Here is a 24,977-nt window from a genome sequence, read left to right on the forward strand (position 1 = left end):
CCGCAGTACCGGTCGCCGGGATCGATCGATCTGAGTGTCAATTCGAAGTCGGACGTGTCCGGCCCAACACAGGAGGTTTCCATGGCTAAGGGCTACTGGGTCAGTGTCTACCCCGCCATTTCCGACCCTGAGAGGCTGACTGCCTACGACAAGCTGGCCGGTCCGGCTGTCCAGGCTGGGGGCGGGCGCGTCCTGTCCCGGATCCCGTCCCGTGGCGGTCGAGTCGTCGCCCACGAGGCCGGAATCACGCAACGCGTCGTTCTGATCGAGTTCGACAGCTTTGAACAGGCCGTCGCGGCATACGAGAGCGAGGCATACCAGAAGGCGCTGGTGGCCCTCCCCGACGGCTTCGAGCGCGACTTCCGCATCATCGAAGGCATCGACTGACCGGCGGGCCCAGCCATCGCTGAACGGGTAACCGGCGGGAACGCCCGCCGTCAACGGCGTCCATGACGTCGGTCAATGCTTAACGCCAACCACTGTCCCATTGCTCCCCGAGGCCGGATCCGAAGACCATCCGCAGCACGCGAGCCTGCTTTTCTGCATGCATCCAGCTGTACATGCAGGTCAGAGCGATGCAGTGCCCAGAGTCGGCAAGGCGTCGGCCGCACTGGACTTCTTGCTAGCCGGGATCGAAGACACCGCCTCACCACCTGAACCCACCCCAGCACCAACGACGCCCGAGCCAACGCTCGGGCGTCGTTGCATCACCGCTCCGACCAGCTAAAACAGGGCCCGGCGATACCTTTCTGGCGTATTCCGGCCGCCCCCCTATCAGGAGTGCGGGCGCACCCGCGTCTGGCGGGAAGACGACGTCCTGGTCTACGCGGATCTCGCCTTCGAGATCCAGGATGGCGGCGCAGTGACCGGCGCCCAGAGCCGCCAAGAGGCCGGGGTCACGCGCCCTCAATGGTTCAGCGAGTCCTCCGACGCCCTGCAGGAGGTGTGCGAGGCGCTGAGCACCATCCCACTGCTGAACTTTCCCAGCAGCTGGCCAGACTCGGACTTCGTTGAGCTCCGCGGACCTGGAGGCATCGACGTGTACGCCGAACTGCAACGCAGTCATGCATGGAGCGATTGGCGGCTCACCGTCGCCGTAGGCGATCCAGCCGAGTGTGTGGAGCTGACATGCCAGCACGACGACGAGGCAATCTTGGACGATTCTCATCCCGCTCGTACGTGGCCCGGCCCCCCGTTCCAACTGCACGTGTCCGATGGGCCACTGTCGTCCGGCTGGATGGGTGATGAGTCGGTTGCCAATCTGAACGGGGCCGGCCACCGGCCTCCCGCCGTGGGAGAGGGCCTGATGCCCGTTCGGCCCCTGGCTGTGCCAGCTGCCACCTGCCGCGCCCAGCACCGCGTCCGGGCCGAGGTCGGCGGCGCGCACGGCCGGCAGCGAGGCGATCCCTGGTGGTGCACCCGGAGTCCCCCCGTCCAGCGACCAGCTCGAGGAGGTGTTCACACTGTGCACGGACACGAGCGGATCTACGGCTGAGAGCGGTACCGCTGTGGGGGCCTATTCGAAGAAGATGTCGATCGGAGAGTGGGCTCGCCGGCCCTCGCTTCGAGGCCGGACAGGCGGCCACACCGGCGGTAGCCGGGCAGGCGCCACCCGAGGTGTTCCGCCGCCGCCCCTGCGACGGCGACCGCAAGTGTCCCTGGCGCACGGACGCGGATCTGACCGCCTTCACCAAGCACGACATGGCCCGGCTGCTGCGCGCCGAGCGTGGGGTGCGCGCGGCCGACTCCACTCTCGCCGACGACATGCGCGCCGCCGAGGCAACCGCGATGTCCTGTCATAAAGACCAGCCGGGCACCGCGCATCCGATGCGGCTGTGCGCGGGCCGGCTGGCCGTGGTCGGCCCCCACCACGTGCCCACCCGGATGAGCTTGATCGCCGGCACCCTTCCCATAGAGGCCGTCCACCCCGACACCCGCGACTGGCCCGCCTTGCATGCTTCCCTGACGGAACTGGTAGCCCGCCGTCAGGAGCAGCTGAGCGCCACGGCGTCGACGCAGCCGCCGCCGCGCGCGCCAGCTACGCCCGCCAGGTGGTTCAGACACTCGCCGAGCATTTCGACGGCATGACCGACCCGACAACCGCCGGCGTCGTGGAGACGTCCATCGTCGCTTACCTGGCCGACCCCGCGCCCGGCTGGGAAGTCATCCTCGACAGCCCCGCCAGCGCCAACTGGCGGCTCAAACCCGACACGGGCAACCGCATCCGTGTGGCCTGCACCCGGATGCCGCCACTCACTCCCGATCCGGTGCAGCAGCGGCGCGACCTCGAGCGGGAACGTGCCCTGACCATGCTCGTCCAGGACCTCGCCCGCTGAGTTCTAGGGGTTGCGGTAGCAATGGCGCAGAAACCAATGGATATGCCTCTGACCTGCACTTATGCAGAGGTTTCGGGTTGGTGGGTCACACCTGAGCCCTGTCTATCAATGCAGGTCAGAACGTATCTGTTGGATTTTCGGCCGAAGCTACAGGGACCCCATGTCTTGCCACCACCATCCGATGCAAGGGATGTCTTCGGGCGGGCCGAGGGCGCTGGGACTGTCGGTGACCGTGCCGGTGACTTTTATGGCGCCGGGGTGGCGGCCGTCGGGGTTGGTGTAACGGCCGGCCCCGATGCCCCATTCGTAGTTGCCGCGTATCAGGCAGGTCAAATCGGATAGGTACCGGCGCAGTGGTTGTCCTGCGCCGGGCAGGACCAGGTCGCGGACCTCGGTGAAGCGTGCCAGGATGCGATCGCGCAGTGCCACAACGCGCCGCTGGGCTTCCTCACGGCTGCATTGGTCGTAGCTCTGGTAGAGGTCGACGAGATTGAGGATGGGACCGGTTGTCGGGGGGTGACGGGAGGCGTGCCAGAGTTCTTTGCCGTAGGAGAATAGGTCGTCGTCGAGGGCGGCGACCATGCCGGCCATCTCGGTCAGCGCGTGTATGGCCGGAAAGTTGATCTCCGTGTCGGGGATGTCATCCAGTTGGCTGACCTGAAACCACGCGATCGTCGGGAAGCCGGCCACATATAGCAGCCGTGTGTAGAGGTAGTCGTTCAGGGTGGGTGTCAGCTGCTGCTGGCGGGCAGCGCGCTCCCAGGCCACTCCGAGATACCAGGACAGGTGTGCATCCACCAGGCGTCGACGCTGGGTAGGGGTGGCAAGGCTGTGCAGCCGCTCTGCGAGATCGATGACCGGGCCGGTGAAGGGGTTTTCGGGCGGTAGCAAGCCCGCGGTCGGCGATTCGAGGGTGCGGATGATGCGCACGGCCAGGTCCAGGAAGGAGAAGGCGTCCTCGGGCGCTTCCTCGTCACAGACGAAGTCGTCAAAGACAAACATCAGGTACGTCCAGTCCACCGCCATCTGGAGCCGCTCCACGTCGGCCTCTGGGCAGTTGCCGGCGAAAAACAGCGCCGATCGGGTACCTGCAACGCGCTCGCGGCGACCCGGCCCTTGGCACAGGCCGTGCCGCTCCATGAAGCCCAGGCCTTGCTTCTCCAGCAGGTCCACCTTCCTGTGGGTGCGCCACGGCATAGGGAAGTACATGCCTGGCAGTTGCATGACGATCTCAGGTTCTGCCATGGCGCCCTGCCTTTCGGGTTATGGGTGATCGGAATCATTCGGAGGGTTTCGGTCACCCCGGGGGGCGCTGAGTAGGTATGGCTGGCATGGTGGAGCCGTCTGATGGCTGCGGTCGGGCAGTGCGTTCATGCGCTGTTCTCTGGGGTGAAAGGGCAACGGTCGGTGTCCGGGGTGACGCCAGGGCGGGTGATGCCGCCGGCTGTTCCATAGGGGGCTGGTGCGGGTGTGCGGGCGGTGATCCGCAGGTCCAGCTGATCTGGTACGAGGCTCGTGCGCGGCTTGGGGTTTACGGGCGCTCCGTGCGGGTGCAGGTGCCAGCGCGCGGCGATGGAGGAGACGATCAGCATGGCTTCGGTCGTGCCGAAGGTGTCGCCGATGCAACGGCGGGCGCCTAGTGCGAACGGCACGTACGCGCCGTGGGGTGGTGCTGGGGTGTGTCGGGTGTCCCACCGGTCGGGGTCGAAGGCCGTGGGGGTGGGGTAGATATCGACCCTGCGGTGCATCAGGTAGGGGCTGTAGATCACGGTGGTTCCGGCCGGAAGAAAATGCCCGCCGAGCTCGGTATCAGCGGTGGTGATGCGGGTGAGGACCCAGCCGGGCGGGCGGATGCGCAGCGTCTCGGAGATGATGGCGCGAGTGTAAGGCAGCTGCGGCAGGTCGTTCCAGGTGGCATTACGTCCGGCCAGGGCGGCGTCGACCTCGTGGTGGAGGCGCTCACGGATCTCGGGCATGCAGGCTATGAAGTGCAGCGCCCAGCTCACCGTCACGGCGACCGTCTCGACGCCCCCTATGTACATGGTGAGGACCTGGTTGCTGATCTGCTCCTGAGACAAGGGCCGGCCGTCATCGTCCCGGGCCGAGAGCAGCATCGACAGTACGTCGTCATGTTCGAGGTCGGATTGGTGGTAGATGTCGATGAGCTGGCCGGTGGCCGCGCGCAGTCGGGAACCGCCGCTGTCGTAACGGCGTTTGCCCCGCGTCGGAATCTTGGCCAGGGCATGCGGTGTCGCCATCCTGAAGATCAGGCTGTCCATGACCACGTGGAGGGCGTCGGTCAGTTCCTCGAGCAGCGGTTCGGGAAGCGGTGCGGTGAACATCGTGGCGGTCGTGATGCGGCCGGCGAGGTCGTGGAGAACGCCGGGCACGTCGGTGACGATCTGGCCGTCCTGCCAGATATCGACGACCTTGGAGATCTCTTTGACCATGATGGCGGCGTGTCCTGGCAGCCGGGATTTGACGAACGCCGGCTGCAGCATGCGCCGCTGGAGGCGATGCGGGTCGTGGGGCACGGTCCCCAGGCCGTACCCCACGACCTCTCGCAGCCGGTCGAAGAGCATGCCGCCCTTGTCGAAGAGGCGATCGTTGACCAGGACCTGATGGTTCAGCTCCGGGTCGCACACGACGACCGCCGACACCGGTCCGACCCCGACCCGAACCAGATCGCCTTGAGCGGGAAGCGAATCCAAGAAGCTCAACGGGTCTTTCAGCAAGGGCAGCAGATGGCCAATAACCGGGAGGCCGCCACGAGCCCAAGGGATGGTCGTTTCATCAGGCATGGGAGCGCTCCGGATCTACGCAGTCGATGACGTCGGGTGAATCCATGGGCGTCTCTCGCGCGCGCACGCTGCCCGTGCCCCGGTGGCTGCGCGGGTGCCTTCGGCCGGTTGGAGGGTGGAAGAGCGTTCGACAACCCCACATTGGCGTTTGGATCGAACATCATTGCTCCGCGGGAGGGCTCGGCCATCGGAACAAGAGACGTCCTCTGCGTCGGAGTAGGCATTCCGCACGCGGAGGTAGATGTGTCGGCGGTCACTGCGCGGTCCAGCCGCCGTCGACGGCCATGGCATGCCCGGTGATGAAGGACGACAGGCCACTGCACAGCCAGGCGGCCGACTCGGCGATCTCCTCGGGTTCGGCCAGCCGCTTGACCGGCTGGAGGCCGACGATGTCCTCCAGGCTGATCAGACCCTGCCGGATGACCTCCTCCATCATCGGCGTGCGGACTGCCCCGGGGCAGACGGCGTTGACGCGGATCCGCTGTTCGGCGTATTCCAGGGCGGCCTGCCTGGTCAGGCCGACCACTCCGTGTTTGGACGCGACGTAGGCCGATGCCGGGGGGCTGGCGGCGCCGACCAGGCCAGCGACTGAGGCGGTGTTGACGATCGAGCCGCCGCCCTGCCGGAGCATCTGGGCGAGTTCGTGCTTCAGGCATAGGAACACGCCGGTGAGGTTCACGCGCAGGACTTGTTCCCAGTTCTCCGCGCTGGCCTCGTGCAGCGGTGCCATGGCTCCGTCGATGGCGGCATTGTTGAAGGCGCAGTCGAGCCGCCCATAGGCGGCCACGACGGCCTGGACCATCGCCGCGACCTCACGGTCGGAGGTGATGTCGGTGTGGACGAACACGGCCTCGCCACCGTTCTTGGCCACCCCCTCGGCGACCGACTGCCCGCCCTCGTCGTCGATGTCGGCCAGGACCAGCCGTGCCCCGTGCCCGCTGAACACCCGGGCAGCGGCAGCGCCGATCCCCGAGGCGGCACCGGTGATGAGAGCGGTCATTCCTTCCAGCATCGGGCTCATGGCCTACCTCTCAGGGTCCCTGTTCTGGTTTGGATGTGCGCACGCAGGTGGGCCGGGTACAGGCCGGCGCGGATCCGGCGACCGCCGAGCCGGACGCCGGTCGACCCGGGCCAGAGGATCCACGGACCCGTCTGCTGGCGGCGCCGGTGACGAGTGCGGAGTGCATCGTGGACCCGCCCTATCTCGTTCGGGTGCCCGCTCCGGTCGAGGGAGCTGTTGAGCTGGGGGTTTGTGGCTGGGGCTGTTCGGGGTGAGGGTTGTTGTCTTGGGGCAGGGGCAGTCGTGCGGGGCGGTGGAGGTGATGGGCTCGTTTCTGGAGTCGCCGGCGCGGCGGGAGGCCGCGGCTCGCCGTCAGGCGGAGCAGACCCGGCAGGAGATCGCTGATCTGACCGAGTGGTTGGGGGCCGAGAGGAACAGTTGTCCCGGGTGGTGATCGCTCGGGAGTCGGTGAAAGAGGTCCTAGGCGAAATTGGCTGCGTTGTCGGGTGGCCGGCCGGGTGCAGGTGGTCATGTCAGCGGTCTCTGCGGGTGATGAGGGCGGCCAGGGCGTGGAGGTCGGTGGTGGCGGCCGGGTCAGGGTGGGCTGCGGTAAGGGCGTCCAATGCCGCGACGATCCGCCGTTCGGCCTCCTGCTGTGCCCAGGTTTTGCCTCCGGCGGCTTCGATCAGCTCGGCGGCGTGCGCGATCGCGTGCTCGTCCATGTCTTGTTCACGTTGGTACATCCGGGCCAGACACTCGCCCGCAGCGGTCCCTGAGGTCAGAGCGGCGACGACCGGCAACGATTTCTTGCGAGAAGCCAGGTCTGAGCCCGCGGGTTTGCCGGTGGCGATCGGGTCGCCCCAGACCCCCAGGAGATCGTCGACCAATTGGAATGCGACGCCGAGTTGCCTGGCGAAGGTGCGGTAGCAGTGCGCAGCGGCCGGCTCGGCTCCGGCCGCCAGGGCGCCGAGCTGGCAGGCCGCGCCCAGCAGCGCTCCGGTCTTGGCCTCGGCCATGGCCAGACATTCGGGCAGCCCAACGTCCTGGCGGGTCTCGAACGCCAGGTCGGCGGCCTGACCCGCGCAGAGCTCCAGCACGCCTGGGTCAAGACCGGGGCCCCCACGCGGTTGTCCAATACCTTCAGCGCCAGCACAAGAAGTGCGTCGCCCGCCAGGATCCCTAGGCTGGTGCCGAACACTGTCCACGCGGCGGGATGGCCGCGCCGAGTGCGGTCGCCATCCATCACATCGTCGTGCAGCAACGTGAAATCGTGGGCCAGTTCCACCGCCACCGCAGCCTGAACCACCTCCGGGACCGGAACCCCCCTGTCGGCACCCGCGGCTCGCGCACTGGCCAGTACCAGCGCTGGCCGCACGGCCTTGCCGGCCCTGGCACGTGCCCTGCCCTCGCCATCCCACCAGCCGGCGTGATACCCCGCCACGCGCCCCAGCTCCGCCGGCAGGCTGCCGATCGCCCTGCGATACGAAGGGCCGACCATGCGCTGGGCCTCCGCACACAGCCAGGGCCCGGTCCGTCCGGGTACGAATGGCGCAACGGCATCGGACCCGTTGACCGTGGACGTCTGCGGATTGGATGTCATCACGTCACCGTCTTCGAGTGCCGAATTGTCCCGATGCCGAGTGTGCGACCACATGAACGCACCGTCAACGCCGCCGACCGGGCACGCCGACCGAACAGCGGACCGCACGATGACCGAACCCGGGCGAGTCGGCCCGGTGCACGGCCACAAGATCGGATACTGCGGGTGTCCACAACCGATCAAGACCCGAAGCTGCAGCTGGACGCCCTGCACACCGAGGGCTGCCTGAAGATCTATGATGATGTAGCGACCGGGGGGTGCGGGCAGCCTCAATCACCATGCAGGGTGACGGTCTCGGGCGGGTAGGCGCGGTGTCCGCCGGGGCTGCGCGCCGGTTCGGCGATCAGCCCACGGCGCTCGTAGTAACGCAGGGTCTGCAGGTTGACCCCGGCCCGCTCGGCCACCTGCCCGCTGTGCAGATACGGCCCGGCCGACTCCCGCAACACGATGTCCCGCCTCACACCGACGCGGCCGCGCCGGCCCGAGCCTGCAACGCCTCCAGCACCTTGACGTGCTCCGGCGGCACCGCCACCTCCAGCGCCAGGCTGCCGTCGGCGATGGTCAGGGTGAAGGTGAAGAACGAGCAGCAGCCGTTCTCCCGCGCCGCCAGCTGGGCGGCCCGGGCGGCATGGTCCGGGCTGAAGACGAGCTCCAGGCGCAGCCGCGTCGGCTCGGGGCGCTGAACCGCCTGAACCGCGTCGGCGAACAAGGCGTCGAACTCGGCCACCCGCAGCGGCTGCTCAGCAGTGGGCAGGGTGCACGCGGAGGGAGCCCACCCCACGTCAAGGGCCCTGTCTTGGGTCATACCTCGACGGTAAACCTGTACCTAGGTACCGGATGGAAGCCCTACGGGAGCAGTTCGTACACACTCAGATCGTGCCCGGTCGGCAGGTGACCGGCACCGGCGTATCCGGACCAGACATCGTCGGACGCGGCCGGCACCAGCTCACCGATCTCCGACAGGACCGCTCGATCGGCCACGACCAGACGCGCCCGAAGCAAGCCCCCCCAGCTCCGCTCCACGCGCGTCCAACGAGTCGCTTGTCCCCAAGGGGGTTACATGTGACGGAAGAGGCAGGGAAATATGCACAGACGCGCACAGTAATCAATCGAACACTAATCGTGACAGTGCGTCGGCGCCACCGCGGGCCACTTCACCGGCACCCCCCACTACGTCACCTCCATCGGCGGCCCCGGCGGCAACCATTGGAACCTGGTCGGCCCCAGCGCCGTCTACACCCCCACCGCCACCAAGTTCCGCATCTACGTCCAGTGGAAGGACGGCAGCGCGTTGACGCCCGCCACCGCCCAGCAGTACGGCTGGTACATCACCTGGATCGGCTACGACAACCCCTGAGAACCCGGCGCCTGCCCTGGCCCCGGACGACCGCACCCCGGGGCCCCTTCATCCGAAAGACCGCCACACCCCGGAACGGCCACGCAGCCGTCACCCGCTTTGGCCTGCGGAAATGCTCTACTTGGCCCCTGGTGACGCGGACCCGGGTGGAGATCTTGGAAGGAGCGTCACCAGTCAGCAGGGGGCGGGAGTCCGGCTGGCCCAGCGGGGCCGTCGACGAAGCCGGCGCGGGGTTGCGGTGGCGGCGGCGAGCGCGTCGGCGAGAGGGTGCGATGGATGGGCAGGCGCCGCTCGGCACCAGTAAGGCGAAGCACCCGGGCGGGCTCGCGCTGCAGCGCCGCCAGGCGGACCGCGCCGCCGTCGCATCCTGCGTCCTGATGCAGGCGCCAGAGCATCGTCAACCCGCTGCAGTCCATGAACGGGATCCCGGTCAGGTCGAGGACGACCTCATCGCCCGGCCGGCGGGAGAGACGGATGAACTCCTCCGCCTGGCCGGCGGTCGCCAGGTCCAGCTCCCGCGCATGGCGATCACGGTCACGCCGGGCAGGTGCTGGCGCCGGAAGGTGAGTGCGCCCACGTCTCCCACGCTAGGCGTGGTCTGTGGCCATGCGCGCGAGCATGGCGCCAAACGCCCCCGAGCCGCGCTCTCGTACAGCAGCCGGAACAGGGTGCGCTCGCGCAGCGGCAGCTTCTGGCATGTGAGCAGGGCCTCGATCTGGGCGCGGTCGAGGGGCTCGGTGCGGTCCGGGGTGCGGGCGCGGCGGCGGATGCGGCGGCCGTCCCCTCTCCCGCTGGCCAGGCGCGCACTCGACATCCAACACTTATTGTGACCTAATAATTACGTACAGTGTTTTCGTTGTTCCGGTGAAGAGGGGATCCATGCGTCTGCACTCTGCCTTGGCCGCCGCCGGCGGCGCCCTCATGCTGGTTCTGGCGGTTCCCGGCTCCGCATCGGCCGCCATGGGCCAGTTCCGTTACTCCTACAAGACCGCCGACGGGTACGACGCCGTTGGCTTCATCAACGATCCCGAGAGCGGGACATGCATCGACATCCAGGGGGCCGGCTCTGACGGCGTGTCGGCCGCCTACGCGCCGAAGAACCTGACCGACGCAACGGCCACGGTCTTCCTCGAGGCCGGCTGCATGGGGGATGTCTTCTACAGCCTGCGCCCCGGCGCAGGTGCTTCAGAGCGCCTGCTGGTACGCTCCGTCGTCTTCTCCTGAAGTGCGGATTCGGGTGCCATGCTCTGCGGCCGGCAGCAGAGCACCGATCGTTGCACCCAGCGCGTGAGAGCTTCCGGCCGGGCGGGCGGGAGGCAATCCACGATGCGCCCTTGCTGCCGTGGATCTTCGTGGCCTTGCGCCAGTGGCCCATCCAGACAGTTCAGCCTCATCGGGTGAGGAGGGCAGGCGATCAACCGGGCGCGGGGGTCGGTGGGATCTGCGTCTGCGACGACTTCGGCGTTCCGGTCCCCGGCCGCACCCACCTGCGGGGCGAGCAGATCGGCCGCAGGCTGGAGGCATGGGCGGCCCGAACGTCTCTCGCCACAGACGCGGCCCAGCGCGCACGCATGCGCAGGGCGGGCTTTCACCGCATGGCGGCCCGCATGATCCCCGACGCATCCACCGGCGACGTCGAACGGCCGGCCCGGTGGATCACCGTGCTGTTCCACCTCGACGACGAGCAGGACGAAGGCCCCATGGGCCACTCCACCAGTGCGGTGCTCGACATGTACAAGGCGCTTACCCCCGTCATCGACGGCCGTCCTCCGCCCACCTCTCACGCAACGCCGCCGCCCATCGTCGCCGCGGTGGCCGACCTGTGGGCCGCCACCGCGGCCGGGATGTCAGAGTTGTGGCGCCACCGCTTCCGCGATCATCTGCACCGCCACCCGGACGCTTTCCTGACCCAGATCGAGCACCGCCGCCAGGGCAGCACACCCACACCCGAGGAGTATCCGGCGCTGCGGCGTGACGCCGACGGCGCGCCGCCGGCACCTCCCCCATCATCGGAGAGCCCCCGGCGACCATGCGGCGTCCGGGAACGGGCCGATGCGCGCCGGCAGCGAATCAGCGCTGATCGCCCGTCGCGGGCAAGCGTTGGTCGGGGCACGCGTCGGCGAGGTCGGCCAGGGCCTGCACCGTTATTGGGACGGCTCTCACCAGTGACTTCGGTGGGTGTCGGGGCGCCAATCCAGATGCTGCAGTGGGTGGTCGGGGGTTCCCCCCGCGGATCAAGGTCTGGGTCACCGAGATGGTCCTGCCGAGCGGAGTGGCGGGCCCGGACCATCTCGCCTTGTCGGGCGAACACCAGCGTCTGAGGGCAGTCTCCGCTCCCGCCGACCGCGGCCCACTCTGCAGGGCCAGAACGATGGAGATGCCCGAGAAGGTGGGCGTTCCCGAACGCACGGCTACGGTCGAGGGCATGGGCTGGATGTTCGCGCTGTGGGGGCTGGGCGGTGGGCTGGCCATCGAGGCGCTCGACTTCATCAAGGCGGTGCGGCGGGTGGGCCACGGCTGGCCCTGGCGCTATCCGCATGGGCCGGGCGGCGGCCCCTATCTGGTCTCAGTGCTGGGCCGCGCGGCCGCCAGCGCGGTGGTGGCCGGCGCCGCCGGCGCGTCGGTCAACGGCATGACGCCCCTCATCGCCCTGGCGCTGGGGGCGGCCGCACCGCTCATCCTGGAAAAGCTCAGCCAGCAGATCCCCGTGCAGGCCGACCTGCCCACCGTCGCCGGCGTGACGAGACCTGCCGACAGGCGCGGGCCGGCTCATCACGGCCTTCGCCTGCACCTCGCCCGCTTTCCGCCCGAGCGGCGACCGCAAGCCCGGACGGTCGTGGTGGCGAGCCTGGACCCGCACCACCCCGGCATTCGCACCCTCCTGGCCCCCGATGTGGCCCGGCGCGGTTCTCTTCAGCGTGAACCTGGCCGGCGCCGACCTGAGCAACGCGGACCTGAGCCACGCGACGCTCACCCATGTGAACCTGACCCGCGCGAACCTGGGCGGCGCCAACCTGAACGACGCGGACCTGACCGGCGGAACCTCACCCGCGCGAACCTGGCCGACGTGTTCCTGATCCGCGCGGACCTGACCGGCGCGAACCTCACTCGCGCGAACCTGGACCGCGCGAAATTGGCCGGTGTGGTCTGGAGTGAGCAGACCCGGTGGCCCACAGGCGAGTGGGAGGCGCGCCTGCGAGCGGCCTCCGAACATCTGCCGGACGGTCGGTTGCGGGTCCGCGTGGAGGGCGCCTCGGACAGCAGCCCGGCCCACGCCTGAAACACCCCAGAGGGGGCTGCATGATCACGCAGGCGGGCTGCATAACTGGGCGACAAACCATCACAAAACGGGCATGGCTTGAGAGACGCACAGAGCGCCAGCAATGGAGGTTCGCGTTTGCGCTGGTCAGTGCGTTGGCTACGGCATAAATTATCGACGGGTAATCGGACAGAACTAGGGCACTGTCCGGTCAGCGACCGCCGCCACACAGAACTCGTTGCTCTCGGTCCTGCGTGATCCACTGCTCGCCCTCTACTGGACGCCTCGCAGAAGGCGGTGACGGTCCTGCGCCAGGCCCTCCCGTCACCGTGATGAGGCGATAGCTGGTTTCAGATGCGGGGCCGAAGGGTGCGCCGGACGGCGACACCGCCCAACGAGAGGGCGGGGATGAGCAGGATTCCCGCCTCGGTCCATTGGAACCGCCAGAACCTGTCCGCGGGGTGAAATTCTGCCACCTGTCGATAGCCGTGGCTGAAAGAGCATTTGGCGTACTTCTTGGTCGTCGCATCCGTCCCGCAGGGGCCGGCAAGCGCGAGATCTCTGTCCTGAGCGGTGTACTTCACGCCGCTTCCGTCGATCCAGTAGCTCGTCACGTGCAGGGAGCCATGCGGTTCGGGCTCGTCCATGACCGTAGCCTGCACAACTCGCTCCGGTGTCGCGTAGGAGGATGGTGCCCTGAGGAGTCCGAAGAATGCCAACGCGCACACCGCCAGGGTCACCGCCATCGCCGGCAGGGTCCGCCGGAACAGTGCGCCCGTGGCCACGCCGAGCACGAACGCGGCCAGCCACCACGCCGCCGGCACGATACCGACAAGACGGAACCATCTCAAGTCGAAGCGGTCAACGTTGTAGGGCGGAACGTCGAAGGCGGCCAGCCACGGCTCCACGATGCCGGCCAGCACCAGCCCGCCGAGCGTGACCGCGGCACCGAGCCCGACGATCTTGGCCGCCAACCAGCGCCACCGCGTCACCGACTGGGTCCAGGTCAGCTGGTGCGTGCCCTGCTCGAACTCCCGGGCCAGCAGCGGAGCACCCCAGAAGGCGCCGATCATCGCCGGGGCCAGCAGCGGAAGCCAGCCGAGGAGTTCACCCACCGAGTACATGCGCTCGTTCATCTCCACGCGGTAAGCGCTGCACGCGGGCGTGTCCGCCACGCAGTCGGCCGCCGGAGCGTTCTGGGCGGCGAAGTCGGCCGTGCTCAGACCGCTGATGAGCAGAACCGTGCCGAGGGCGGCCAGCAGCACCGTGGTGACGAGCACCTGCATGCGATGCTGCCGCCAGGTAAGCCACAACACTTCCAGGTCTCCCTAGCGGTCAGAAATGGTCAAGGTCGGACGAGGCAGTGAGGTGGTGTCGGGGCGGCGCAGGTAGGCCAGCACCAGCTCCTCCAGGCTCACACCGGACGCACTCCATCGCGGGTGGTGCAACGGAGTTCCCGGGCCGGTGCGGACCAGCAGGTCGGCCTGCCGTTCGCTCCGACTGTCGCTGATCACCGGCATCCGGGCCGCCACCCCGTCGGCCATTTCGGCCGGACCGGACAGCATCCGGTGGGTGGCGAGCAGCTCGTCGACCTCGCCGCTGATCTGGACCTGGCCGCGGTTGAGCACCACCAGCCAGTCGCAGGCGTTGGTCAGGTCGGACACCACGTGGGAGGACAGCACGACGGTCAGCTGAGTCTCGGCCACTGCTGCCATCAGGGAGCGCATGATGTCGTGCCGGGCCACGGGGTCGAGGTTGGCCAGCGGCTCGTCCATGACCAGCAGATCCGGCCGTTTGGCCACGGCGATGGTCAGCGCGACCTGTGCTTGCTGACCTCCAGAAAGCTTGCCGACCTTGCGGTTCAGCGGGATGTCCAGTTCCGCCAACCGTTGCCGGGCAAGAGCGTCGTCCCACCCCGGATTGAGATGGTGTCCGTAGCGGAGCATCTCAGCGACGGTGAAGCCGTCGTAGAGGGGTTTGTCCTGGGCCAGGAACGCCACCCGCGCGAGGGCCTCCGCCCGCTGCCCGACCGGTTCGCCGAAGACCCGCACACTGCCCCGGGTGGGGGCGATCAGCCCGGCGACCAGGTGCAGGAACGTGGACTTGCCCGCGCCGTTCGGTCCGACGAACGCGACCACCCGGCCGGCGGGGACGGACAGCGTGCAGTCGCGCAACGCCCACGTGCCCCGATACCGCTTGGCGAGCCTCACGGTCTCCAGAGCCGTCGGGCTCTGTGCGGGAGCGGTGAGCTCACCGGATCCGCCGCCGAACATCCCCACTGTCCGATCCACCGTCATGCGATCCCCTCCTGACGGAAGTCAGCGAGCACCGAGGCGAACAGCGCCTCCATATCCCCTTGGTCGAGCCCCGCTTCACGGCAGCCCCGCACCCACCGGGCGAGGTCGCGGCGGAACCGGGTGTGATCGGCCGTGGATCCGCCGCCCAGGGACCGCTGCACAAACGTGCCCAACCCGGGCCGGCCGACGACGAGGCCCTCGTTTTCCAGTTCGCGGTAGGCCTTGGCCACTGTGTTCGGATTGATCGCGAGGTCGCTGACGACCTCTTTGATCGTCGGCAGCCGATCGCCCGGCATGAGCACACCTAGCCGCAAGGCGTGTTTGACCTGATGCACCAGTTGCAGATATGTCGCCACACCAGAGCTTGGATCGAGGCGAAGCTTGATCACCACAATACCCTTTTCCTATTGAATTAGTAAAAGGGTATTAGTGCCCACGATCTTCGTCAACTCGGCCTCCTGGCCTCTCGCGCGGGTCGTCGTTGCCATTTCCTAGAGCCAAGTTCGTCCGTTCGATGGACAAGTACGAGGGTGAGCAGATCTACGAGAACGCGGTCTCGGCACTGGCCGCGATGCCGGCTACGGGCCCAGGCGTGCGCACAGGTCTCTCCCGATCGCCGGCAAGGAGGTCCTGAACTGCCCCGGCTCGTGACGCGGTTGGCCATGCTAGAGGGCGTTGCTCTCGAGCAGGACCACGAGGCGGCGGCTTCCTGAGCTGGCGGCCCTCTTCAGGCCGTCTGCGGAACAGACGCTGGCCATCGGGTCCATGCCGGCGGCCTCTTCGGGGGCAGCGCCGGGGTGCGCTCCCCCGGGCCTGGTCGACCTGCGCGCGGTTGACCAGATGCCGGGCGGTGGTGTCGGTCATCGCCTTGAAGGCGTCCTCCGGGCGGCGCAGCAGATCGGTGGCCACGACGGCGGCGACCTGCTCGTCGCGGGCCAAGTCGTGAATGCGCTCGACCTTCTGCTGCACTGAGGTGGTGTTGGCGAACTTCTGGTCGACGGCCTGCTTGGCGGCCGTGTTGGTCCACCGGTGCGTCTTGGTGCGTTTGTCCAGTGGAGGCTTGGTGATGCGCTCCCACCGCTCTTCATCGTCGCGGAGCGAGGCCGGCGTCTTGTGAATGTAGTACGGGACCTCGTGCCGGCGGTGCTGGGCCGGCCGGCGGGAGGCCACCCAGCGGTAGGTCAGGCTGCGGCCAGGCGCAGGGCGCACCCATGCCAGCTCTCGACTAGTGATCATGAGCAAGTCTTCGAGGGGCCGATCCGGCTCTGCTGCCACCTCATTGCCGGTCAAAAACGCACGTTTGCGTGGTCCGGAGGTACAGTCTGAGGTGAAGTGGCGCCACTTGAATGGGGCCATTTACCACAGGCGTGATTCAGGGCCCTCCAGTAGCGTCGGCCGGCCAAGCTTTCAGCTACCAGAGACCCCGCTCCGGGCTCGATCTCTACTTAGAGGTCGAGCCCGGTCCTGTTCAGGATCCATATGCCTGGCCCTTCTCTCGGGTGCCCCATGGGTGGTGGGGCGCTCTGTGAACCCCAGAGCCGAGCTAGGCAATGGCCAGCGTTCAGCCACGTACCCGTAGCGTACGACGCAGTGAGGAAAGGCACGCGCTGTTGGCATCCCTGCGAATTCGGGCCAAAGCCCGCAAGGCGGCACGTACTGAGACGCATGGAAACGGACTGAATGTTTACAAGGAACGCCAAGCTTCGGAGGGCTGTCGGGCCCTGTTGTGCCTTTGGCCAGCGTCGGTTCTGGTGGAGTCGCCTAGTCAACTGTCGCGGGTTCTCGATGCGGAGGGGCGCGGCAGTAACTGACCGTGATCTCCGGCGGCAAACCCGGCTTCACGCGCCTGAATCAGTCAACACGGCGGAAGGCCGCGCGGTAGTCCCTCGGGCGTCGTCCAGTGTGCTTGGCGAAGAGGGTGGCGAACGTGCTGGGGTCCCTGTATCCGACCGCGGCGGAGATGCTGCCGACGGTTCGGTTCGTGGCCTCAAGGAGGTGGCGGGCGCGACGGACACGCGATGACTGCAGGTACTCCAGCGGGCTCTGGCCCGTCTCGTCCGCGAAGCGCCGCAGCAGCGTCCGAGTGCTGACCTTGAACGTGTCCGACAACGCGGCGAGGTCGTATCGGGCGGCAAGGTTCTGGTCGAGCCATCGCATGACCTTGTGGGAGAACGCGTTTCCGGGCTGCGGAAGAAGTCGCGCGTCCACGTATGGAGTCTGGGAGGATCGCGCATCGTCGACGAGCGCCACCCGCGCGGTTGTCCGTGCCACGCCGGCACCGCTGTGTTGGCGGATCAGATCCAGCGCGAAGTCGTACATGGCACTGAAGGCCGCCGTCGTCGTCACCCCCATGTCGGTGACGACCAGACGCTCAGGCCGGACGTCAGCGTGTGGATAGCGTCGAGCCAGTTCGTCCGCGAGGAGCCAGGCTGTCGTAGCACGGCGTCGGTTGAGGAGTCCAGCCTCGGCGAGCAGGAACGCACCGACACAGATCGAGACGACGGCAGTGCCCGCAGTAGCGTGTGAGCGGATCGCCGCAATTTCAGGGGCGAGGGGTGCGAGCCTCGCGTCCACGTCGAGGCCCGGCACGAGCTCGAACCCTGGCACAACAAGGACATCTACCTCGCGCAGCGGAGAGACGTCCAACACCGCACCACCCGATGCCGCGACCCGACGACGAGGCGAAACGATCGACACCTCATATCCGGGGCCGTCCGGTCCGGCAACGTGCGTGGCCATCGTCAGAAGATCGGGTATGCCGAACACCTCGGACGCGAAGCAGCCTGGATAGGCCAGGACGCCAACCCGCAGCGCGCTCACGCTCGCCTCCTCACCATCAGCCTATGGCGAGATTACCTCCATACATGGCGATGTCGCCTCTCGCCCTCTGCGAGGGCATCGGTCCACGCTGTCACCATGAGCGCTGCCAGCGGACGACTTGACGACATGATCACGGACTTCTCCCGCCGAATCGTGGACGTGGAGGGGGTGGTGAAGACGGTGTACACCGCGGGTTCCGGGCCGGCCGTCGTGTTGATGCCGGAGATGCCCGGCATCAGTCCTGACGTCCTTCGACTGGCGCGGTGGGTGCGAGATGCGGGCTTCACCGTCTATGTCCCCTCACTCTTCGGGATCGACGGTGCCTACCCCACGGCCGAGGGTGGTACGGAGGTCGTCCGCCGCGCGTGTGTCAGTGCCGAGTTCCGTGCGTTCGCCGGGGGCGGCACCAGCCCCGTCACGGCATGGCTACGTGGGCTGGCGCGCCAAGCCCATGCCGAATGCGGCGGTCCGGGAGTCGGCGCGATCGGACTGTGCTTCACCGGCAACTTCGCTCTCACCATGGCGCTTGAGCCGGCTGTCATCGCGCCAGTGGTCAACCACCCGTCGCTGCCGCTGGACGACCCTGTCGGACTCGAGATCAGCGACGAGGACGCGCGCGCAGTCCGAGACCGCATCGCGCGCGACGGGCTGAAGGTCCTTGCCTACCGCTTCGACGACGACCGCTGGTGCACCGGCCAGCGCTTCGCCGCCTACCAGGCACTCCTCGGCGACGCCTTCGACGGTCGTGTTCTTTCAGGCAGTTCCGCGAACACCAGCCCGCCACCGTTCTTCGCCGACGTGGTCGAGTCCCCCCACAGCGTTGTCACCGCCCACCTCGTCGACGAGGAAGGACATCCCACGCTGAAGGCCAGGGACGAGATCATCGCCTTCCTGACCGACCGCTTGAGCCCGTTCGGACGTTCCGAGACGACATGCGGCTGAGCGGCACACCCCTCCTGGGCGGCGCTTGAATCAATGGGGCAGCCATTAGCGCTAAGCCCGATCCGGGCCCCATCGGTTCGAAGGTCGGCGAAGTCGGCGTGGGCCTGGGCGACGGCTTCCGGGTACGCCCTCTTCTCGTGCTCGGCGAGCGCGCGGTAGATGCTGGCGAGACAGGGACCTGCCCGAGGTTGTCGCCACCGCCTGAGCGTCGGCGGTGGCGCCGGTCCGGCGAGGTGCGGGCGGGCCCTGGCCTGAGGCCCGTGCCCCCGGCCTTGGCACCCGCTCACGGGGAGATCAGGAACGACAGGCCGAGTTCGTTGAGCTGGGTGGGGCCTAGCGGAGGGCCTGCTGCTCGACAGGGTCGATGGACAGCCGCCAATGCATCTTGATCGCGGCCCACGCGGCGGCATACCGACAGCGTGCGGGCTCGTACGGCGGCCATCAGGGTCATGCTGGCCAGGAGGGTCGCGCCGGTGAGGGTGACTCTCTACCGGCGTGGTGACCGTTCGGTTTTCCTGGGTTCTCCGGACCACGAACCTGAGTGGAGGGCCTGGAACGGCCCCGGTCCACGTGGAGGGACCGGGGCCGTTCGTCGTCGCCGAGCTTGGTCTGCCTCTCCTTGGGAGGCTGCGGGTCACAGGCTGCGGGCGGTGATGTCGCCGCTGGAGGTGGTGGCGTGGATGTCGAGTTCGGTGGTGCCGTCGTTCTTGAGGGCGTTGGTGATGCGGCCGTGGCTGGTGCCGGCGTCCAGGGCGGCCGAGACGCCGGCGGCGGCGGCGATCGAGATGTCGCCGGACTGGGTGCTGAGCACGACCTTGCCGCCGGTGGCCTCGGCGATGCGGATGTCGCCCCGTGCGGTGCTGATCTGCGCGGGGCCGCCCAGCCGGCCGACCTCGACGTCGCCGTCGGTCGCGGTGAGGCGCAGGCTCGCGGTCTCCTCCAGCTTGATCTGGCTGTACGCGCCTTCGAAGGAGACGTCGCCGAGGCGGCCGGCGGTCCGGAGTTCGGCGCTGGCCGTCTTGGCCTCGATGCGGGAACCGGTGGGCAGGTTGACCGTCACGTCGATGGATCCGGACGGGCCGAGGTACTGGTTCTTCGCCGTGGCGGTCTCGATCCGCAGGACACCGTCGGCGTATGCGACCGTGCTCTGCTCGGCCGCCTTCACGTCGCGGCTCTTGGAGGCGTTCGTGGGCCGCACCTCGACCGTGGTGTCGGCCTGGTCGGCGGCGATGAACTGGACGCGTCCCGCGGGGATGTCAAGGACGGCGGAGATCGGGGCGGGGGTGTCGAACTTCTGCATGGTGTGCTCCTTGTGCGGCGTTTCTTTCGATGCCCCTACGATCGCCAACCGCTCTGATACCAGGCTGTCGCCGTCCTGACGCTGCCACTGACATACGGCGGAGGTGGCCAGCCGGGCCCGGCCGGGGGGTCCAGCCCCGGTCGGGCCTCTTGCGTTCAGGACAAGGTCTGCGCCCGGCTCTCGCCAGTGGTGTCGGGGTGGCCGACCGACCATCACCGGCATCACATACCGAACCCACGCCGTCTTCTTCTTCGCCATGCCGCGATGATGCTGGGGAGCTCCTGGGGGCCGGTTCGGATGCTTCGGCATGGCGAGGGCCTCCCGTGCACGTCCAGCACGGGAGGCCTCGGAAGAAAGGATCGTCAGTGTGAGGCGCCCCGTGGCGGCGGGCGGATCGTCGTTCTCCAGCGCCCCCGACAGCCACGAGCGGAGAATGACGCCTCAACGGTCACGCATGATGCGGGATACCCACTTCTCGATGGTGGAGGCCAGCTCGTTTGGCTCGCGCCTATCCTCCAAGTCCTGCTGTGGGTGGCTCTTCCCGGGTCGGGATCACCGTCATGCTGGGGTCGTCCTTCGTTGCCGTGCTGACGAGTTGGGCGACTTGCGCGGCGGTGAGGGTCGGAAGGGGCATCGTCGGCAGTTCGGTGGCTGACCTGGCCACCGAGTACAGCGTCGGACGCTCCACCATCCACCGCATCATCCACGGGCCAGAAACCTCCAGGTAAAGGCAGGATCGCGGCTTCTACGTTGGCTTCTCGGCCTGAGCAACAGCGCCGCGACCGCCTGGCAGCGTGATGCCGCACGGCGGATCTCGCCTACGCCGAACCGCTGCCGTACAGGACATTTCGGTTCGCTCATAGTGACCATTTCCGGATGAACGGATCATGGCAGCATGTCCTCATGCCCGCACTAACACGCGATGAAGCGCAGATCCGTGCCCAGCTCCTGGACGTCCACCGATATGCGATCGAGCTCGATCTCACCACCGGCGACGAGACCTTTGACTCCCGTACCGTCATCACGTTCACCCTTCGCGTAGACGCCGACACCTTCGTCGAACTCAAGCCCGCGCAACTGCGGAGCGCCACCCTGGACGGCGCTCCCCTCGACCCGGACACGCTCGACGGCAACCGCCTGCCACTGAAGAATCTGACATCGGGCGAACACGAACTGCGCGTCGATGCCGCCATGCGGTACTCCCGCACCAGCGAGGGCATGCACCGCTTCACCGACCCCGCCGACGGCGCGACCTACGTCTACACCCAGCTGTTCATGAACGACGTGCAGCAGGTCTTCCCCGCCTTCGACCAGCCCGATCTGAAAGCCGTCTTCGACGTCAGCGTCACCGCCCCCGAGGGCTGGACCGTACTCTCCAACGGCGTCACCGAGCAGATGGGAGACGGCCGCTGGCAGGCAGCCCCCACCCCGTTGCTGTCTACCTGCCTGATAGCCGTCGCCGCCGGCCCGTGGCACTCCGTGCGCACCGAGCACCGCGGCATCCCCTTCGGCTGGCACTGCCGCCGCTCGCTGGCGCCGTACCTTGACGCCGACGTCGACGAACTCTTCGAGATCACGAGGCAGTGCTTCGACCGCTACCACGAGAAATTCGACGAGTCCTATCCCTTCGACTCCTACGATCAGGCCTTCGTGCCGGAGTTCAACACCATGGCGATGGAGAACCCTGGTCTGGTCACCTTCGCTGAAGAGCGCCTCTTCCGCTCCGCCGTCACCGTCACCGAGCGGCAGGCCCGCGCCGTGAGCATCGCCCATGAGATGGCGCACATGTGGTTCGGGAACCTGGTCACCCTCAGGTGGTGGGATGACATCTGGCTGAACGAGTCCTTCGCCGAGTACATGGGCTACCAGATCTGCGCCGAGGCCACCCGCTTCAGCGGTACCTGGGTCGGCTTCGGAATCGTCCGCAAGGCTTGGGGCTATGACGCCGACCAACGTCCCTCCACCCACCCCATTGCGCCCAAGGTGGTCGACGACACCGCGGCCGCGCTGCTCAACTTCGATGGCATCTCCTATGCCAAGGGCGCCTCCGCGCTGCGCCAGCTGGTGGCCTGGCTGGGCGAGAAGGACTTCCTCGCCGGCATCAACACCCACGTCGCCCGCCACAAGTACGCCAACGCCACCCTCGCCGACCTCGTCGACTCCCTCGCCTCCTCCACCAAACGTGACGTCCACGCCTGGGCCGACAGCTGGCTGCGCACCACCGGCGTCGACACCCTCACCCCGGACCTCACACCCGGCGACGACGGCACGTACACCCTCACCGTCGACCACGCCGGCAACCGCCCACACCACATCGCCGTGGGCCTGTACGACCCGCACCCCGCCGACACCGAGGGCCACCTCACCCTGCGGGAACGCCTCAACCTCGACGTCCCGCAGACCGCCCCGCAGCCCATCGGCCAGCGCCCAGCCCTGCTGCTGCTCAACGACGGCGACCTGACTTACACCAAGATCCGTTTCGATCCCGTATCCCTCGACACCGTCCGCAAGAGCCTCGCCGGCCTGCCCGACCCGCTCACCCGCGCGGTCGTCTGGAACGCCCTGCGCGACGCTGTCCGCGACGGCGAACTAGCCGCCACCGCCTACCTGGAAGCCGCCCACGCCCACCTCCCGCACGAGACCGACGCCACCATCGTCCAGGGCATCCTCGCCTTCGCCTCCGTCCACATCGCCGACCGCTACCTCCCCGCCGAAGAGCGGCCCGCCGCGCTGAGCACGCTCTCCGCCCTGTGCCTCGACCTCCTCCGCCGCACCGAGGACGGCCACAACCCCGACCTGCGCCTGAACGCCGCACGCCACCTCATCGACGTCGCCGCCCACCCCGACACGATCGCCGGCTGGCTCGCCGACGGCGCCGTGCCCGGCGGGCCCGAACTCGACCCCGAACTGCGCTGGCGCGTCCTGACCCGCCTCTGCGTGCTCGGCACAGCCGACGAGGCCGCCATCGCCGCCGAACTGCAGCGCGACCCGAGCGCCACCGGCCAGGAGGGCGCCGCCCGCTGCCGGGCCGCCCTGCCAGACGAGGAGGCCAAGGCAAAGGCCTGGGACGCCATGTTCGCCACGGACGCCTCCAACGATCTGTCCAACTCCCTCTTCACCGCCACCGCCCAGGGCTTCTGGCAGCCCGAGCAATCAGACCTGCTGCGCGAATACGTCCCCCGCTACTACCCCGACGCTGTCGCAATCGCCGCCCGCCGCGGTCCTGCCATCGCCCGAGCAGTGGCCAGGGACGCCTTCCCCGTCCACGCCATCGACGCCGAAGCCCTCTGTCTCGGACAGGAATGCCTCAGCAACGGCGAGCCCGCCCCCATGCTCCGCCGCCGCCTGGCCGACCAGCTCGACGACCTGGCCAGAGCGCTGCGGATACGAGGCCAATAATCGGCGCGTCCTCAAGGCAAACGCATCCAGGGCGTCGCGGGCAGGCCGACAGGACTCGGATCTCCCATAGCTTCGGTGGCATAGCTTCGGTGGGCCGCCAACCTGGATCACGTGGTTGGCGGCTGGAGCCATGGCGCGAAACTCAGCGCGCCGCTGCTCACGCGCCCGATGGGGCTCCAGACCGTCTGCAGCCGGGACCACCGACCGCGCTGCGAGTCGTCCTGCGGTGACAGCGGCACCCACGCGCTGCTGAATAGCCGCTTTCTCCTCGAACAACCCGACCTCGACCCACAACACCATGCCACCAAGGTGGCCCAGCGACGAAGCGCGTGATCAAACCGGGACGATGAAGGGGGCGCTCCCATTGGCCTCCCAAGCAAGATCGTTCTCACCGCCAATGGCTGTTCCTGGGTTCCCCGACCCCGATTCCGCTGCGGTGTGAAGCATCGGTTTTGCTTACGCCTGGCGTCAGTAAGAGCCACTTGTTCTGATGCAAGCCTTCGCGCAGGATGGGCGATGAACGTGACCGGATGATCACGGCGAAGCGTTGTGCCTGGAGGAGTCATGCCGTTGCCCGAAGACCACCGTCCACCCGAGCGCTGTCGGAGCTGCGGTCGGCCTGGCGTGTGTGCGAAGGTCGAATCGTCTCACTACACCTCCGAAGGTGTCGTGTGCTATCTGAGATGCACATGTGGCCACCGCTGGGTAGCCTCACGACTGGTTGGGCTGCGATGCGAGAACTAGCACGCGACTCTGTGATCACACGCAGAGAGGATGGATACGAAGTCGACACGGGCTCAGATCGTCTTGTTGTCGGCCTGGTCCACCACTGGCTTTCGACCGATGCGTTCTGGGCTCTGGGCCGCACCCGGGAGACAGTCGAGCAGTCCATCCGCGCATCTGTGAACTTCGGCCTCTACGGGCCCGGCGGGCAGCAGGTCGGCTATGCCCGCGTCGTCACTGACCTGGCCACCTTCGCGTGGCTCTGCGATGTCTACGTCGAGCAGGCCCACCGCGGGAAAGGTCTGGGCACCTGGCTGGCCGCCGTGGTTCGCGATCACCTCGCCCCCTACAAGCTCAAGCGGGTGATCCTGTCCACGGTCGACGCCCACGAGGTGTACGCCAGGGTCGGCTTCGTGCCGTTCCCCGACCCGCAGAAGCTGATGATCTTAAAAGATGCGGGATGAGCGCCGCGGCGTGAACCCGGCCGCGCTTATCCATCGCCCCGACGTGTGCTCGGCGTAGTCGTCGGATGGGTGTGCAGCCAGTCGAGGACCTGCTGGGCGTGGGGGTCGGGCGGGAAGATCGGGTAGAAGACGTGCTCGATCCGGCCGCCACGGATGACGAGTGTGAGCCGCCTGTAGAGACGAAGGCCGCCGATGGCAAAGCTGGGCAGGCCGAGTAGTCGGGCGAGCAGCGGGGTGGTGTCGGAGACGAGCGGGAATGGCAGGCGTAGCCGCGTGACGGCCTCCTGCTGGTAGTCGACGTCCTGACTGGAGGGTCCGTACACCCACCGTGCCGGCGGCGGTCAGCTCGATGCGCGGTCCTTCCAACGCCTTATGGTGTTGGTGCATGTCGGGGTGCTGGTAAGAACGCTGTCAGTGCGCCATGGAAAGCGCTGTTTGTCCGAACGGAGGTGTAAGACCACCGTCGCCCGGCCGTCGTAGCGGTGGGGTGAAGCAGGAGGCAGCCTGATCCGGGGATCACCGGGGAGGGCGGGAGCAGCCTCGACAAAGTCGGGTCGGTCCAGCACTACCGGATGGGCCGGGCCCGGTGAGCGAGACGGGAAGGTATACGCGAGGAACCGGTGTCTTACGCCTCTTGATTTCTTGCCAGCTCCAACCCGGTGGATATGGGCTGGTCAGC

The 24,977-nt window shown here is 67.8% G+C and carries 25 protein-coding genes and 2 pseudogenes; 10 read left to right on the forward strand and 17 right to left on the reverse strand.

All coding sequences use genetic code 11. The annotated features are described in order from the left end of the window. The first annotated feature begins 81 nt into the window (after positions 1–81). The 3 genes from ACIBI9_RS64820 (at position 82) to ACIBI9_RS64830 (ending at position 2,336) form a co-directional block, all read left to right on the forward strand. Positions 82–387, forward strand: a complete 306-nt coding sequence (locus ACIBI9_RS64820) for a DUF1330 domain-containing protein (protein ID WP_189142964.1) — start codon at positions 82–84, stop codon at positions 385–387. Positions 388–1,617: 1,230 nt separating this feature from the next. Then, positions 1,618–2,088: a DUF6283 family protein gene (locus tag ACIBI9_RS64825; RefSeq protein WP_397238595.1), complete on the forward strand. Its 471-nt coding sequence runs from the start codon at positions 1,618–1,620 to the stop codon at positions 2,086–2,088. Then, positions 2,085–2,336 (forward strand): hypothetical protein, encoded by a 252-nt coding sequence (locus ACIBI9_RS64830; RefSeq protein WP_397238597.1) that lies wholly within the window; start codon positions 2,085–2,087, stop codon positions 2,334–2,336. Before ACIBI9_RS64825 ends, ACIBI9_RS64830 begins: the two co-directional genes overlap by 4 nt. Before the next feature lie 147 nt (positions 2,337–2,483). Here the strand turns inward: ACIBI9_RS64830 and ACIBI9_RS64835 are convergent, their stop codons facing one another. The 10 genes and pseudogenes from ACIBI9_RS64835 to ACIBI9_RS64880 all read right to left on the reverse strand — a co-directional run bounded on the left by ACIBI9_RS64835 (position 2,484) and on the right by ACIBI9_RS64880 (position 9,908). Beyond that, a complete protein-coding gene (locus ACIBI9_RS64835) occupies positions 2,484–3,581 on the reverse strand; it encodes a hypothetical protein (protein ID WP_397238600.1) in 1,098 nt (365 codons plus the stop codon). 125 nt (positions 3,582–3,706) lie between these two features. Beyond that, positions 3,707–5,137, reverse strand: coding sequence for a cytochrome P450 (locus ACIBI9_RS64840; protein ID WP_397238602.1), 1,431 nt, complete (start codon positions 5,135–5,137; stop codon positions 3,707–3,709). Between the two features lie 253 nt (positions 5,138–5,390). Then, on the reverse strand, positions 5,391–6,137 hold the full coding sequence (locus tag ACIBI9_RS64845; RefSeq protein ID WP_397238604.1) for an SDR family oxidoreductase: 747 nt from the start codon (positions 6,135–6,137) through the stop codon (positions 5,391–5,393). 533 nt (positions 6,138–6,670) lie between these two features. Then, entirely contained in the window at positions 6,671–7,234 is a 564-nt protein-coding gene (locus ACIBI9_RS64850; RefSeq protein ID WP_397238606.1) for a polyprenyl synthetase family protein, read from the reverse strand. 89 nt (positions 7,235–7,323) lie between these two features. Further along, positions 7,324–7,791 (reverse strand): annotated as a pseudogene (locus ACIBI9_RS64855) (polyprenyl synthetase family protein); the annotation flags it as partial. 215 nt (positions 7,792–8,006) lie between these two features. After that, complete coding sequence (locus ACIBI9_RS64860; RefSeq protein ID WP_397238608.1) at positions 8,007–8,183, reverse strand: MerR family DNA-binding transcriptional regulator; 177 nt, start codon at positions 8,181–8,183, stop codon at positions 8,007–8,009. 11 nt (positions 8,184–8,194) lie between these two features. Next, positions 8,195–8,542 (reverse strand): hypothetical protein, encoded by a 348-nt coding sequence (locus ACIBI9_RS64865; RefSeq protein ID WP_397238610.1) that lies wholly within the window; start codon positions 8,540–8,542, stop codon positions 8,195–8,197. A 41-nt stretch (positions 8,543–8,583) separates the two neighbouring features. Then, entirely contained in the window at positions 8,584–8,739 is a 156-nt protein-coding gene (locus ACIBI9_RS64870) for a hypothetical protein (protein WP_397238612.1), read from the reverse strand. A gap of 522 nt (positions 8,740–9,261) precedes the next feature. Next, on the reverse strand, positions 9,262–9,606 hold the full coding sequence (locus tag ACIBI9_RS64875; RefSeq protein ID WP_397238638.1) for an STAS domain-containing protein: 345 nt from the start codon (positions 9,604–9,606) through the stop codon (positions 9,262–9,264). Further along, positions 9,525–9,908 carry a hypothetical protein gene (locus ACIBI9_RS64880; RefSeq protein ID WP_397238614.1) on the reverse strand — a complete coding sequence of 128 codons (384 nt, stop codon included), beginning with the start codon at positions 9,906–9,908 and terminating at the stop codon, positions 9,525–9,527. Before ACIBI9_RS64880 ends, ACIBI9_RS64875 begins: the two co-directional genes overlap by 82 nt. Before the next feature lie 65 nt (positions 9,909–9,973). Between ACIBI9_RS64880 and ACIBI9_RS64885 the strand changes: the two genes are divergently transcribed. The 4 genes and pseudogenes from ACIBI9_RS64885 to ACIBI9_RS64900 all read left to right on the forward strand — a co-directional run. Continuing rightward, positions 9,974–10,318 carry a hypothetical protein gene (locus tag ACIBI9_RS64885; RefSeq protein WP_397238616.1) on the forward strand — a complete coding sequence of 115 codons (345 nt, stop codon included), beginning with the start codon at positions 9,974–9,976 and terminating at the stop codon, positions 10,316–10,318. Positions 10,319–10,701: 383 nt separating this feature from the next. Then, positions 10,702–11,415 (forward strand): terpene synthase family protein, encoded by a 714-nt coding sequence (locus ACIBI9_RS64890; protein WP_397238640.1) that lies wholly within the window; start codon positions 10,702–10,704, stop codon positions 11,413–11,415. A 570-nt stretch (positions 11,416–11,985) separates the two neighbouring features. Then, positions 11,986–12,171, forward strand: a complete 186-nt coding sequence (locus ACIBI9_RS64895) for a pentapeptide repeat-containing protein (protein WP_397238642.1) — start codon at positions 11,986–11,988, stop codon at positions 12,169–12,171. Then, a pseudogene (locus tag ACIBI9_RS64900) lies at positions 12,147–12,374 on the forward strand (pentapeptide repeat-containing protein); the annotation flags it as partial. The gene ACIBI9_RS64895 and the pseudogene ACIBI9_RS64900, both read left to right, overlap by 25 nt. A 329-nt stretch (positions 12,375–12,703) precedes the next feature. On the opposite strand, the gene ACIBI9_RS64905 reads toward ACIBI9_RS64900, so the two are convergent. The 5 genes from ACIBI9_RS64905 to ACIBI9_RS64925 all read right to left on the reverse strand — a co-directional run bounded on the left by ACIBI9_RS64905 (position 12,704) and on the right by ACIBI9_RS64925 (position 17,470). Further along, the gene (locus ACIBI9_RS64905) at positions 12,704–13,639 is read right to left on the reverse strand and encodes an ABC transporter permease (protein ID WP_397238618.1); all 936 of its coding nucleotides are present in this window, start codon (positions 13,637–13,639) and stop codon (positions 12,704–12,706) included. A gap of 42 nt (positions 13,640–13,681) precedes the next feature. Continuing rightward, positions 13,682–14,650: an ABC transporter ATP-binding protein gene (locus ACIBI9_RS64910; RefSeq protein WP_397238620.1), complete on the reverse strand. Its 969-nt coding sequence runs from the start codon at positions 14,648–14,650 to the stop codon at positions 13,682–13,684. After that, positions 14,647–15,039 (reverse strand): GntR family transcriptional regulator, encoded by a 393-nt coding sequence (locus tag ACIBI9_RS64915; RefSeq protein ID WP_397238622.1) that lies wholly within the window; start codon positions 15,037–15,039, stop codon positions 14,647–14,649. Before ACIBI9_RS64915 ends, ACIBI9_RS64910 begins: the two co-directional genes overlap by 4 nt. Positions 15,040–15,190: 151 nt before the next feature. Then, positions 15,191–15,940: a DUF6192 family protein gene (locus ACIBI9_RS64920; RefSeq protein WP_397238624.1), complete on the reverse strand. Its 750-nt coding sequence runs from the start codon at positions 15,938–15,940 to the stop codon at positions 15,191–15,193. Positions 15,941–16,501: 561 nt separating this feature from the next. Beyond that, positions 16,502–17,470 (reverse strand): GlxA family transcriptional regulator, encoded by a 969-nt coding sequence (locus tag ACIBI9_RS64925; protein WP_397238626.1) that lies wholly within the window; start codon positions 17,468–17,470, stop codon positions 16,502–16,504. 96 nt (positions 17,471–17,566) lie between these two features. Between ACIBI9_RS64925 and ACIBI9_RS64930 the strand changes: the two genes are divergently transcribed. After that, on the forward strand, positions 17,567–18,412 hold the full coding sequence (locus ACIBI9_RS64930; RefSeq protein WP_397238628.1) for a dienelactone hydrolase family protein: 846 nt from the start codon (positions 17,567–17,569) through the stop codon (positions 18,410–18,412). A 634-nt stretch (positions 18,413–19,046) separates the two neighbouring features. Here ACIBI9_RS64930 and ACIBI9_RS64935 read toward each other — a convergent pair. Beyond that, positions 19,047–19,712: a DUF4097 family beta strand repeat-containing protein gene (locus tag ACIBI9_RS64935; RefSeq protein ID WP_397238630.1), complete on the reverse strand. Its 666-nt coding sequence runs from the start codon at positions 19,710–19,712 to the stop codon at positions 19,047–19,049. 903 nt (positions 19,713–20,615) lie between these two features. Here ACIBI9_RS64935 and pepN point away from each other — a divergent pair. Both pepN and ACIBI9_RS64945 read left to right on the forward strand, forming a co-directional pair. Then, complete coding sequence (pepN, locus tag ACIBI9_RS64940) at positions 20,616–23,111, forward strand: aminopeptidase N (RefSeq protein WP_397238632.1); 2,496 nt, start codon at positions 20,616–20,618, stop codon at positions 23,109–23,111. 755 nt (positions 23,112–23,866) lie between these two features. Then, on the forward strand, positions 23,867–24,298 hold the full coding sequence (locus tag ACIBI9_RS64945; RefSeq protein ID WP_397238634.1) for a GNAT family N-acetyltransferase: 432 nt from the start codon (positions 23,867–23,869) through the stop codon (positions 24,296–24,298). A gap of 26 nt (positions 24,299–24,324) precedes the next feature. On the opposite strand, the gene ACIBI9_RS64950 is transcribed toward ACIBI9_RS64945, so the two are convergent. Further along, entirely contained in the window at positions 24,325–24,621 is a 297-nt protein-coding gene (locus tag ACIBI9_RS64950) for a hypothetical protein (protein WP_397238636.1), read from the reverse strand. Between the last annotated feature and the right edge of the window lie 356 nt (positions 24,622–24,977).

It is taken from the genome of Nonomuraea sp. NPDC050451 (genome assembly GCF_044458585.1).